This is a genomic window from Erythrobacter epiphyticus, assembly GCF_034653295.1.
In the GTDB taxonomy this organism is placed as follows: Bacteria; Pseudomonadota; Alphaproteobacteria; order Sphingomonadales; family Sphingomonadaceae; genus Erythrobacter.
On the sequence record NZ_JAYEEU010000002.1, the window covers coordinates 119,990 to 131,404 of the forward strand.

The window sequence follows — 11,415 nt, forward strand, 5'->3', positions numbered from 1 at the left end:
CCTCTTTAATGCGTTGCAAAACGCAATTGAGAGGGGGATCACCATGGCTGAACGGCGCTGCATTTTCATCACCGGAGGAGCATCGGGCATTGGCCGCGCCACCGCGCGGCTGTTTGCCGAGCGCGGCTGGTTTGTTGCGATTGCCGATGTCAATGTGCCCGGCATGGAGGACACGCTGGGCCTGCTCGACGGCGGGTTCAAATATATGCACCGCCTCGATGTGCGCGACCGCGCGGCGTGGGATGACGCGCTGCAAGCCGCCTGGACCGCCGCTGGCCAGCGTATTGATGTGGTGGTGAACAATGCCGGTGTCGGTGCGGGCGGATCGCTCAGCGAAATGGCGCCCGACGAAATTGATCGCTGCCTCGATATCAACCTCAAGGGCGTGCTGTACGGCGCGCAGGCCGCCTATCCCTATCTCCAGAAGACCGCGCCGGGATCCGCGCTCATCAACATGGCGAGCGCGGCGGGGATTGCCGGATCAGGCGGGATGAGCGTCTATTGCGCCACCAAGTTCGGGGTGCGCGCCGTGTCGGAAAGCCTCGATGCCGAATGGGCGGCAGAGGGCATCACCGTCGCCTCGATCTGCCCGAGCTTCATCGAAACCCCGCTGCTTGATGGCACCGGCAACCGCAATTCGAACGAACCGATCCGCGAACGGGTGCGCGCCGCCGGGCTGGAAATCACCCCGGTCGAGGAAGTCGCCAAGGCCGTGTGGGACGCCGTCCACGGCGACAAGCTGGATTACTTTGTCGGCAAGACTTCCAAACGCATGGCCTTTGCCAAGCGCTGGATGCCCGGCAAGGTGCGCAAGCAGCTGCGCAACAGTGTGCGGCCGCTGGGGAGATAATCTGAAATAGCTGTCAGCAGCAGAACCGAAACGGTCGTGTCAGCGACCGCAAGGCCGACCGGCCGCCCGCAGCGACGCGGCCTTCAGGCCGCATGAGCAAGGATACCGCACGCCGGACGGCGTGCGAAACTAAACAATCCCGTCAATGCTGCGGGCCAGCCGCGCATCGCGCGCGGACAGCCCGCCGACATCGCCCGCATCATGCGTCGTCAGCGTCACTTCGACCTTGGCATAGACGTTGAACCATTCAGGATGGTGATCCTGCGCCTCGGCGAGCAGGGCAACCCGGCTCATGAAGCCCCAGGCTTCGGAGAAATCGCGGAACTGGAACGTGCGGGTGATCGCCTTGCCTTCCCGCGCGAGGCTCCATTGCGGGTGATCCGCCAGCAATTGCGCGATTTCGGCAGCGTCGAGTTCGGGAACAGGCATGGGAAGACTCTCCGGTTGGGGTGCTGGCTTGTTCGGACGCGCCTTTTTCCCTAACGCGAAGGCCAATGCAAGCACCCGCCAGCCCTGTACTTGAAGCCCGCGACCTCGCTTGCCAGCGGGGGGATCGGCTGCTGTTCCGGCGGCTGTCCTTCGCGCTCGGCCCGGGCGCGGCGTGCCATGTCACCGGGGCGAACGGCGCGGGGAAGACAACGCTGCTGCGCGCGCTCGCCGGGCTGACAACGCCCTTCGCCGGTGAGGTGGTGCGCAGCGGCACGCTCGGCCTGCTCGATGAAGGCTCTGGGCTCGATCCCGAATTGCCGCTGGCGCGCGCGCTGGCGTTCTGGTTTACCGTTGATAACGCCCCTGATCCTGCCGCCATCATGGCGCGCCTGCGGCTGGCACCGCTTGCCGAAGTTCCGGTGCGCTATCTTTCGACCGGGCAGAAGAAACGCGCCGCACTGGCCCGACTGATCGGCCAGCAGGCCGCGATCTGGCTGCTCGACGAGCCGCTATCAGGCCTCGACACCGCCTCGCAAGCCATCGTCAGCGCGCTGGTGCGCGCGCATTGCGCCGGCGGCGGGATCGCGCTGATCGCCTCGCACCAGCCGCTTGATGTGCCGGGGATGGGCAGCTTCGCGATCGAGGATTTCGCGCCCGCGCCTGAACCGGCTGACGCGGACGGGGGGGAGGCAGCACCATGATCCTTGCGCTCCTGCGCCGCGATCTCGCGCAATTCTTCCCCTTTGCTGGCGGCGGCGCAGCCCTGCCGGTGGTGTTCTTTGTCGCGGTGGCGATGCTCTATCCCTTTGCGGTGGGGCCGGATGCCAATGTGCTGGCACGCACCGGCGGCGGGGTGGTGTGGATCGCGGCGCTGCTTGCCGCCATTCTCCCGCTCGAAAAGCTGGTGGCGCGCGATATTGCGCTCGGCTTTTTCGATCAGCTGCGGCTGCGCGGCCTTGCCGAGGAAACCATGATGGCGGTGCGGCTGATTGCCCACTGGCTGAGCTTTGGCCCGGTGCTGGTGGCCGCAACCTTCCCGGCCGCTGCCCTGCTCAACATCGAAGGCGAAACCTTCCGCCTGCTGGTGCTTGGCCTGCTGGCCGGGACGCCGGGGCTCGCCGCCATCGGCCTGATCATCGCCGCGCTCACCGCCTCGCTGCGGGCAGGTGCCGCGCTTTCGGGGCTGCTGCTGATCCCGCTGGCCCTGCCGATCCTGATTTTCGGGGCGGGTGCGCTCGCCCGGCAGGATCAATCGAGCCTTGGTTTCGTTACCGCCCTGAGCCTTGCGCTGGTGGCAATCGCGCCATTTGCCGCCGGGGCTGCGGTCAGGGCAGCACGGGAGAATTGATGCGCGCGCCGGAAAGCCATGTCAGAGCCAATCTGCTGATGGGGCGCATTGCGGCGGGGCTGCTGGGCTTCACGCTGCTGGCTTTCGCGGCCAAGGCTGCGGTGCACCCGGCAGTGCAGGCCCGCTACACTCCGCTGGTGGTGTTTCACGCGGTGACGATGATCGGCTGGCTGGGCCTGCTCACAAGCCAGAGCCTGCTCGCCGCGCGCTACAAGCTGTCCACCCACCGCGCGATGGGGCGCGCCTCGCTGGTGCTGGTCGCGGCGATGCTTGCCAGCGGCAGCGTGATTTCGTGGCGGATCGGGCTGGAGCTGGGCCGCCCCGAGGTGACGATTGTGAACCTCGCCGCTTTCGTGACTTTCGTGCCGCTTTATGGCGCAGCGCTGTGGTTTGCCCGCAGGCGCGACTTGAAGGTGCATCGACAGGCCATGCTGATTGCGACGCTGGCACTGATGACGCCGGCCTATGCCCGCGTGGTGCAAGTGCTGAGCCTGCCCGATCCGGTGGCGATCGGGGTGCAAGTGCCGATCACGCTGGCGATTGCAGCGGGGTATGATTGGGTGCTGCACGGACGCATCACCCGCGCGACCCTGGCGATGCTGGGTTATTCGCTGGCCGTGGTGGCGGTGATGGTCGCGGTGCTGGCGGTGTGGTTTCTTTAGGCCTCGACAAACATCGTCTCCCCGGCCTTGAGCCGGGGGCCCGCTTTTTCAGTTCATGATTTGGTCATAGAGATCACGCCAATCCGGATTGGCCTTCTCGATCAGCGCGAATTTCCACTCGCGCCGCCAGCGCTTGATCCGCTTTTCCTGATCCATTGCCTCCTGCATGGTCGGCAGCAATTCCGCCAAGACCAGTCGGGTCAGGCCATACTCGGCACAAAAATTCGAGCCTTGCCCTTGGCGATGTTGGAAGACGCGGGCTGCAAAATCGGCGGTCGATCCGACATACATCGTGCCGCGATAGCGGTCCGCCATGATGTAGACCCAGCCGCCCTGTTGTTCGCGATCCATAGGTCGACAAAAAAGGAAGCGGGGCCCCGGGTCAAGCCCGGGGAGACGCTATTTCAATGCCATAGCTTAAAAGTAAGGCGGGCAGTCCCGCCCGGTCGGGCTCTTGGTGAAGATCTCGTTCCCCGTCTCGGTGATCGCGATCGAATGTTCGAACTGCGCCGAAAGCGACTTGTCGCGCGTCACCGCAGTCCAGCCATCGCCCAGCACCTTCGCCCACGGCTTGCCGAGGTTGATCATCGGTTCGATGGTAAAGAACATCCCCGGCTTCAATTCCGGCCCGGTCCCAGCCTTCCCGGCATGCACCACTTCAGGCGCATCGTGGAACAGGCGGCCGAGGCCATGCCCGCAGAATTCGCGCACCACGCCATAGCGGAACTGGTTGGCATGGGCTTCAATCGCCGCGCCGATATCGCCGAGCCGCGCGCCGGGCTGCGCCGCCGCAATGCCCAGCATCAGGCATTCATAGGTCACTTCGACCAGCTTCTTGGCCTTGAGCGAGGGTTCGCCCGCATAGAACATCCGGCTGCTGTCCCCGTGCCAGCCGTCAACCAGCGGGGTTACATCGATGTTGAGGATGTCGCCATCCTTCAACACCTTGTCGCCCGGAATGCCGTGACAGATCACATGGTTGATCGAGATGCAGGAGCTGTGCGCATAGCCGTGGTAGCCGAGCGTCGCGGGGATCGCGCCCGCATCAAGCATCATGTGCCGGATCGCGGTATCAATTCTTTCGGTCGTCACCCCCGGCCTGACCAGTTCGGCGCAGGCATCGAGGATGTCGGCGGCAAGGCGGCCAGCCTTGCGCATCCCGGCAAAGCCTTCCGGCCCGTGGAGCTTGATAGTGCCGTCGCGGTAGACGGTCTGGTTGCCGTCAACGATCTGATATTCGTGCATCGCCATCATATAGCGAGACCGGGGGCGAAAAGCTACTCGGCGGTTTGGCCGCCCGGCCCGCATCTTTCGCGTGACAAGCAGTCCTGCGCGATTATGAAACCTGCATGACTGATCCCACCGCTCTCATCCAGCCTGATCGCGGGCAGGACGCGATTGCCATTCACCTTGTCACCAAAGACGGCTTTGCCGATTTTGCCAAAGGCCTTGCCGAACCCCTGCGCGCCAGTCTCGCTGCGCAGAAGTTCGAAGGCGGCGCAGGACAAGTCGCGATTGTGCCCGATGGCACGGGGTGGTTCGCCGCCGCAGGCGTGGCCAAGCCCGAGGCGCTCGGCAGTTGGTGCCTCGCCAAGCTGGCCGAAGAATTGCCCGAAGGCCATTATCGCCTGTCCAACGGCGAAGCGGGCGCGGCAATGTTTGGCTGGGCGCTCGCGCAGTATCGCTTCACCCGCTACCTTTCCGAACCCAAGCCGCCTGCCCCGCGCGTGCTGCTGACCGGGCAAGTCGGGCGGATCGATCCGGTTCTGGCCGAAGTCGCCGCCGAAACGCTGGTGCGTGATCTCGTCAATACGCCCGCCGAGGATATGGGGCCCGAAGCGCTCGAAGCGGAATGCGCCCGGCTCGCCAAGGCGCATGGCGGGGAATTGCAGGTCACGCGCGGCGACACGCTGGAGCATGACTTTCCGATGGTCCACGCGGTGGGCCGTGCCGCCGCGCGCCACCACGCGCCGCGGATGATGCATCTGACATGGGGCGATCCGGCGCACCCGGTGCTGGCGGTGGTCGGCAAGGGCGTGACCTTCGATTCGGGCGGGCTCGATATCAAGCCTTCCTCCGGAATGCGGCTGATGAAGAAGGACATGGGCGGGGCCGCGCACGCCATCGCGCTGGCCGGTCTGATCATGGAGGCGCGGCTCAAGGTGCGGCTCCATCTGCTGGTGCCTGCTGCCGAGAACGCGATTTCCGGCCCCGCCTTCCGGCCCGGTGATGTGCTGAAAAGCCGCAAGGGGCTTTCGGTCGAGATCCACAACACCGATGCCGAAGGCCGCTTGCTGCTGGGCGATGCGCTGACCCGTGCGAGCGAGGAAAACCCCGATCTGATCGTTGATTTCGCCACCTTGACGGGTGCCGCGCGGGTGGCGCTCGGCCCCGATTATCCGGCGATGATGGCCCGGATCGATGCGACCGCAGACGCCTTTCTTGAAGCGGGCAAGGCCCATGATGACGAGCCGTGGCGCTTGCCCCTGCCCGAAGCCTATCGCGAATACCTTGCGTCCGACATTGCCGATATCGCCAATTCGCACACCAACGGCTTTGCCGGGGCCAGCGTGGCAGGCCTGTTTCTCGATCGCTTTGTCGGCAACAAGGACGACGGGACACCGCTCGACTGGGTGCATTTCGATACCTTTGCCTGGCAGCCCGCGTCCAAGCCGGGCCGCCCGCGCGGCGGTCGCGCTTACGGCCTGCGCGCATCGTGGCACGCGATTGCCAAGCGCTATGGAGCCTGAGCTTGCCGCGAGGGCAGCAAACGTCTAGTGGCGCATCCCACGCACGGCCTGGCAGCAGCACAGGCCGCCACGGGACAACAAGGGCACTAAGGCGAGAATGAGCAAGGCTGGGGGCAATCCGCAAGGCTATACCGTGCCGGAGGGCGTGCTCGGCCTCAAAGGCCCGGTGGACAAGCCTGCTCCCGGAACGCTGCCCTTGCGCGGCGATCTGGCGCATATGGCGCTCGCCGCCAGCCACCTTGCGGCCCATTATGTCATTCCCCATCCGCGCATGGTTGGCGATGAAGGGGCCGCCCTGCATCTTGCCCCGCGCAGCGATGCCGAAGTGCACCACCACCTCGCCCCTGCTACCGCGGTCGAACTGCTCGATATCGCCGGCGATTGGGCGTGGGTATGCCTCGGCCCGCAGGGCCCCTCGGGCTATTGCCTGACAGCGCAGCTCGCCCCGGCTGAGGCTTAGGCCCGGTGACGACCCGGCTGTTCATCGATGGTGCGGTCGGCACCACCGGGCTGGAAATCCGCGCGCGGCTGCAAGGGCGCAGCGAATTTGATCTGATCATCCTCGATGATGCCCAGCGCAAGGACGAAAGCGCGCGGCGCGATGCGCTGCATGCCGCCGATATCGCGATCCTGTGCCTGCCCGACGAGGCCGCGAAAGAAGCGGTGAAGCTGGCGAAAGGGTCGGGCACCCGCATGATCGATGCCTCCAGCGCGCACCGCGTCGCGGAGGGGTGGACCTATGGCTTCCCCGAGCTGATCGGTCACGAAGCCATCGCCAATGCCCAATTTGTGAGCAATCCGGGGTGCTATCCGACCGGGTTTCTCGGACTGGTCGCGCCGCTGGTGCGCGCTGGCCTGCTGCCTGCCGACTGGCCCTACACCGTCAACGCGGTGAGCGGCTATTCGGGCGGCGGCAATGCGCTGATTGATCGGTTCGAACATGATCCCGCGATCGCCTTCAGGGCCTATGGCCTGACGCTGGGGCACAAGCATCTGCCCGAGATGCAGACCTATGCGGGCCTGACCCACGCACCGGTGTTCTCCCCGGCGGTTGTCCCGGCGCATCGCGGGATGGTGGTGGATGTGCCGCTGCCGCTGGCGGCGATGCAGGCAACCGGCGGCGCGGATGATCTGCGCGCGGCGCTGGCTGCGTTTTATGCGGGCAGCGCCGTGGTGCGTGTCGCGGATGATACGCCTGCCGAAGTGCTGTTGCGGCAAGGCACAGCGCCGGGCGATGGCATGGCGCTGCATGTTTTCGGCAGCGCGGATGGCACGCAGGCGCGCCTCGTCGCGGTGCTCGATAATCTCGGCAAGGGCGCATCGGGCGCAGCGATCCAGAACCTCAATCTGATGTGCGGCCTGCCCGAGGAAACGGGGCTCACGCTCGGCGTGACGCCCGAATAAGCAGCAGCCTTGCACAAAAATTAGACAAAGGGCTTGGCCACCCACCTGCGCCATTGCGCAGTGCATCATAATGTTGCACGGTCCCGCGCGAGCAAGACAGGGAAATGCTCTCGGGAATCGCCACGCGGCAAGGATTGTTCGCACCACTTGGCACGTTTCTTGTTAGCCTTTCCTTGAAGGGATCCACTCGGCGCGTAGCGGGCCACGCGAGCGGGGCCAATCGAACGGGGACAATGTGAAAAAGATCGAAGCGATCATCAAACCCTTCAAGCTCGATGAGGTGAAGGAAGCACTGCACGAAATCGGCGTGTCGGGCATCACGGTCACCGAAGCGCGCGGCTTCGGCCGCCAGAAAGGCCATACCGAGCTGTATCGCGGTGCGGAATATGTGGTTGATTTCCTTCCCAAGGTGAAGCTTGAGGTGGTAGTCTCCGACGACCAGGCCGAGCGCGTCGTCGAAGCGATGGCCGCCGCCGCCCGCACCGGCCGGATCGGCGATGGCAAGATCTTTGTCACCGCCATCGAAAGCGCCCTGCGCATCCGCACCGGTGAGACCGACGAGGATGCGGTCTGACCAGCCTTCTGATTCACCGCAGCAGCCGACTTTCAGCCCGCCACTGCGCAAAATTTAGCCATTACCCAGACTGGAGACACAAGACATGTCACGCGTGAAAGAGGTTCTGAAGCAAATCAAGGACGAGGAAATCGAGTGGGTCGACCTGCGCTTCACCGATCCCAAGGGCAAGTGGCAGCACCTCACCATGGTTGCCGGCGTGATGGATGAAGATGCGCTGGAAGATGGCCTGATGTTCGATGGCTCGTCGATCGCGGGCTGGAAGGCGATCAACGAAAGCGACATGATCCTCAAGCCCGACCTCACCGAAGTGTGGGTCGATCCCTTCAGCGCCACGCCGATGATGATCATCAACTGCGATATCGTCGAACCGTCGACGGGTGATTGGTATGCGCGCGATCCGCGCACCACCGCCAAGCGCGCCGAGGCCTATCTCAAGTCCACCGGGATTGGCGACACCGTCTATGTCGGCCCCGAAGCCGAATTCTTCATGTTCGACGACGTGCGCTTCGAAGACGGCTACGCCGGTTCGGGCTTTGCCATCGACGACATCGAATTGCCGGGCAACACCTCGAAGGAATATGACAACGGCAACATGGGGCACCGCCCGCGCGCCAAGGGCGGTTACTTCCCGGTCGCGCCGGTCGACAGCGCCGTGGATATCCGCGCCGAGATGGTCACCACCATGCTTGAAATGGGCCTGCCCTGCGACAAGCACCACCACGAAGTCGCCGCGGCCCAGCACGAACTCGGCCTGACCTTCGGCACGCTGGTGCAAACTGCTGACCGCATGCAGATCTACAAGTATGTCGTGCACCAGGTCGCCCATGCCTATGGCAAGACCGCGACCTTCATGCCCAAGCCGATCAAGGCCGATAATGGCTCGGGGATGCACACCCACATCTCGATCTGGAAAGATGGCAAGCCGATGTTTGCCGGCAATGAATATGCCGGCCTGTCGGAGATGTGCCTCTACTTCATCGGCGGCGTGATCAAGCATGCCAAGGCCTTGAACGCCTTCACCAACCCGACCACCAACAGCTACAAGCGGCTGGTGCCGGGCTTCGAAGCGCCGGTGCTGCTCGCCTATTCGGCGCGCAACCGTTCGGCTTCGTGCCGCATCCCCTATGGCAGCGGCGACAAGGCGAAGCGCGTCGAGTTCCGCTTCCCCGATGCGATGGCCAACCCCTATCTGTGCTATGCGGCGCTGCTGATGGCGGGCCTCGACGGGATCGAGAACAAGATCCACCCGGGCGAGGCGATGGACAAGAACCTCTATGATCTGCCGCCGGCCGAGCTCGCCGAAGTGCCGACCGTGTGCGGTTCGCTCCGTGAGGCGCTCGACTCACTGGCTGCCGATCACGAATTCCTGCTGAAGGGCGATGTCTTCACCAAGGATCAGATCGAAGCCTATGCCGAGCTCAAGTGGGAAGAGGTGATCCGCACCGAAACCACCCCGTGCCCGGTCGAATTCGACATGTATTACTCGATGTAATCACGCCGGATGCAAAAAGCGCCCCTTGCCCGGACCGGCAAGGGGCGCTTTTTTGTGCGCGGCTGCTATCAGCGCGGCATCAGCATCCCGCGCCGCCCTGCCGAAATGAAGGTGGCCAGCAGCGCCAGCACATAACAGGCGGTGAGCAGGTCGAGCGGCTGCGGCCCGGTGACATAATCGAGATGCGCCAGCATCCCCCAGCCACCCAGCACCACCAGCATCAACCCGTACGTCAGCGCGCCTGCTTCGAGATTGATCGCCAACAGCAATTCATCCGAACTGCGATAGGTTTTCCAGGCGAACCACAGCCCCGACACCAGCCCCACGGCGGCAATCACCAGCGCCGCCGGGGTCGGCAGCGGGCCGACCGGCGCTGCAAGCGCCAAGGCCATCAAGGCCAAGCCCCACAACACCATGCCGAGACCGGAATTGAGCAGCTGCGATTGCAGCTCGCGCACCTCGGCCTCGTCTTCGACATTGAGGAGCATCGCCCCGATCCTGGGGCTGAGCGAACCGGCCAGAACAATCACGGCCATGACGATATAGATCATCGCCACGGCGCCCGCGATCGCAACCGAGAACGACGGCCCTTCCGATTGCGCGGCATCAAGATAGCGGTCTGCAAGATAGCCGAAGCCGAAGCCGACCAGGCCGCCAAACACCATGCCCGCAGCAAATTGCAGCAGCAGTTTACGCCATTTTGGCGCAGCATTTGGGGCAACTACTTTGCTTGGCTGGGTTTCAATCTCGCTCGTCATGCTTCGGGTTCCCAGTTGTCGATGAACAGCTCCGGCACTGCCACTGCAAACAGCCGCGCCATGCGCAGTGCGAGCGGAAGCGAAGGATCATATTTGTCAGTCTCGACCGCGTTGATCGTCTGGCGCGAGACACCGAGCCGCCGGGCCAATTCGCCCTGACTCCAGCCTTGCGCCTCGCGATACTGCCTTACGCGGTTTTCCACCGGCCATTCCTCTGGTTGCGGTTTGCGCCAGACCCGAACGGCGATGCGGGGTAAGAACCTCGCCGATTCGGGCCTGACAAGCATTCTTTACTGTAAAGAGCTCTTGTCAGTCAAGAGCTCTTGTCAGGCACGGCGTGCGAACGCGCAGCGCAGCATTTTCCTACCCGGCATTTTTGTGCCTAATTCCCGCACCTTGTCCCCTGCGTCCACAAGGTGCCCCTTATGAATGATATCCCTTCACCCACCCCTGATCGTCCGCTGCTGGTGCTGCTCAAGCGCCTGTGGGCATGGCTCTTTGACGAACGCGGCGATCCCGCCACGCCCACGCCGTCGCCCCCGCCCCCGCCATCGCCATCGCCTGCCCACAAAGAGGCCGGTTTTCCTGTTCATGACAGTGTCTCAATTGTCTCCAACAGCAAGGAAACCGGCACCCAATCTGAACACATGCCCCGCAGCATCGGCCCGCGCGGGATCGCGCTGATCAAGCGGTTTGAAGGTTGCGCGAGGATCCGGGCTGATGGTCTGATCGAAGCCTATCCCGATCCCGGCAGCGGCGGTGAACCATGGACCATTGGCTGGGGCGCGACCGGCGCGGATCATGGCCATGGCGGGCGGATCGGCCCTGACACCGTGTGGACACAGGCCCAATGTGATGAACGGCTGGCCCGTGATCTGCGGCGCTATGCCTCGGAGGTGGCGCAAGCCCTCAAAGGCGCGCCCGCGACGCAAGGCCAGTTCGATGCGCTCGTCAGCTTCCATTACAACACCGGCGCGATTGCGCGTGCGACCCTGACAAAGAAACACATCGCGCGCGATTATGCCGGGGCTGCGGCGGAGTTCGCGCGCTGGAACAAGGCAGGAGGCCGCGTGCTGCGCGGTCTCACCCGGCGGCGCGCGGCGGAAGCGGCGCTTTACCAGTCTTGAGCGGGGTGGGCGGGGGGT

15 protein-coding genes are annotated in these 11,415 nt (G+C 64.3%); 10 read left to right on the plus strand and 5 right to left on the minus strand.

Annotation, left to right across the window (positions count from 1 at the left end):
* The first annotated feature begins 43 nt into the window (after nucleotides 1-43).
* On the plus strand, nucleotides 44-850 hold the full coding sequence (locus SOQ14_RS01030) for an SDR family oxidoreductase (RefSeq protein WP_322895981.1): 807 nt from the start codon (nucleotides 44-46) through the stop codon (nucleotides 848-850).
* Between the two features lie 129 nt (nucleotides 851-979).
* Here SOQ14_RS01030 and SOQ14_RS01035 read toward each other — a convergent pair whose 3' ends face one another.
* Nucleotides 980-1,279 (minus strand): 4a-hydroxytetrahydrobiopterin dehydratase, encoded by a 300-nt coding sequence (locus SOQ14_RS01035; protein WP_322895983.1) that lies wholly within the window; start codon nucleotides 1,277-1,279, stop codon nucleotides 980-982.
* Nucleotides 1,280-1,344: 65 nt separating this feature from the next.
* Between SOQ14_RS01035 and ccmA the strand changes: the two genes are divergently transcribed.
* Genes ccmA through SOQ14_RS01050 form a run of 3 tightly spaced genes read left to right on the plus strand, consistent with a single transcriptional unit; the run spans nucleotide 1,345 to nucleotide 3,289 of the window.
* Nucleotides 1,345-1,980 carry a heme ABC exporter ATP-binding protein CcmA gene (ccmA, locus tag SOQ14_RS01040; RefSeq protein WP_322895985.1) on the plus strand — a complete coding sequence of 212 codons (636 nt, stop codon included), beginning with the start codon at nucleotides 1,345-1,347 and terminating at the stop codon, nucleotides 1,978-1,980.
* Complete coding sequence (locus SOQ14_RS01045; RefSeq protein ID WP_322895987.1) at nucleotides 1,977-2,627, plus strand: heme exporter protein CcmB; 651 nt, start codon at nucleotides 1,977-1,979, stop codon at nucleotides 2,625-2,627. Before ccmA ends, SOQ14_RS01045 begins: the two co-directional genes overlap by 4 nt.
* Nucleotides 2,627-3,289, plus strand: a complete 663-nt coding sequence (locus SOQ14_RS01050; RefSeq protein ID WP_322895989.1) for a hypothetical protein — start codon at nucleotides 2,627-2,629, stop codon at nucleotides 3,287-3,289. Before SOQ14_RS01045 ends, SOQ14_RS01050 begins: the two co-directional genes overlap by 1 nt.
* A gap of 48 nt (nucleotides 3,290-3,337) precedes the next feature.
* Here SOQ14_RS01050 and SOQ14_RS01055 read toward each other — a convergent pair whose 3' ends face one another.
* Nucleotides 3,338-3,640, minus strand: coding sequence for a GIY-YIG nuclease family protein (locus SOQ14_RS01055; RefSeq protein ID WP_322895991.1), 303 nt, complete (start codon nucleotides 3,638-3,640; stop codon nucleotides 3,338-3,340).
* Between the two features lie 66 nt (nucleotides 3,641-3,706).
* Nucleotides 3,707-4,534, minus strand: coding sequence for a type I methionyl aminopeptidase (map, locus tag SOQ14_RS01060; protein WP_322896254.1), 828 nt, complete (start codon nucleotides 4,532-4,534; stop codon nucleotides 3,707-3,709).
* 104 nt (nucleotides 4,535-4,638) lie between these two features.
* Between map and SOQ14_RS01065 the strand changes: the two genes are divergently transcribed.
* From SOQ14_RS01065 to glnA, 5 genes are all read left to right on the plus strand, one after another.
* Nucleotides 4,639-6,039: a leucyl aminopeptidase family protein gene (locus SOQ14_RS01065; protein ID WP_322895993.1), complete on the plus strand. Its 1,401-nt coding sequence runs from the start codon at nucleotides 4,639-4,641 to the stop codon at nucleotides 6,037-6,039.
* Between the two features lie 97 nt (nucleotides 6,040-6,136).
* On the plus strand, nucleotides 6,137-6,499 hold the full coding sequence (locus SOQ14_RS01070; RefSeq protein ID WP_322895995.1) for a hypothetical protein: 363 nt from the start codon (nucleotides 6,137-6,139) through the stop codon (nucleotides 6,497-6,499).
* A gap of 5 nt (nucleotides 6,500-6,504) precedes the next feature.
* Complete coding sequence (argC, locus tag SOQ14_RS01075) at nucleotides 6,505-7,443, plus strand: N-acetyl-gamma-glutamyl-phosphate reductase (RefSeq protein ID WP_322895997.1); 939 nt, start codon at nucleotides 6,505-6,507, stop codon at nucleotides 7,441-7,443.
* A gap of 235 nt (nucleotides 7,444-7,678) precedes the next feature.
* Complete coding sequence (locus tag SOQ14_RS01080) at nucleotides 7,679-8,017, plus strand: P-II family nitrogen regulator (RefSeq protein WP_322896000.1); 339 nt, start codon at nucleotides 7,679-7,681, stop codon at nucleotides 8,015-8,017.
* Between the two features lie 85 nt (nucleotides 8,018-8,102).
* Nucleotides 8,103-9,512: a type I glutamate--ammonia ligase gene (glnA, locus tag SOQ14_RS01085; RefSeq protein WP_322896002.1), complete on the plus strand. Its 1,410-nt coding sequence runs from the start codon at nucleotides 8,103-8,105 to the stop codon at nucleotides 9,510-9,512.
* Nucleotides 9,513-9,580: 68 nt separating this feature from the next.
* On the opposite strand, the gene SOQ14_RS01090 is transcribed toward glnA, so the two are convergent.
* Together SOQ14_RS01090 and SOQ14_RS01095 are read right to left on the minus strand one after the other, a co-directional pair.
* Entirely contained in the window at nucleotides 9,581-10,177 is a 597-nt protein-coding gene (locus SOQ14_RS01090; protein WP_322896004.1) for a hypothetical protein, read from the minus strand.
* 89 nt (nucleotides 10,178-10,266) lie between these two features.
* Nucleotides 10,267-10,473: a helix-turn-helix transcriptional regulator gene (locus SOQ14_RS01095; protein ID WP_322896007.1), complete on the minus strand. Its 207-nt coding sequence runs from the start codon at nucleotides 10,471-10,473 to the stop codon at nucleotides 10,267-10,269.
* A 222-nt stretch (nucleotides 10,474-10,695) separates the two neighbouring features.
* Here SOQ14_RS01095 and SOQ14_RS01100 point away from each other — a divergent pair, with 222 nt between their 5' ends.
* Nucleotides 10,696-11,397 carry a lysozyme gene (locus tag SOQ14_RS01100; RefSeq protein ID WP_322896009.1) on the plus strand — a complete coding sequence of 234 codons (702 nt, stop codon included), beginning with the start codon at nucleotides 10,696-10,698 and terminating at the stop codon, nucleotides 11,395-11,397.
* Nucleotides 11,398-11,415 lie beyond the last annotated feature (18 nt).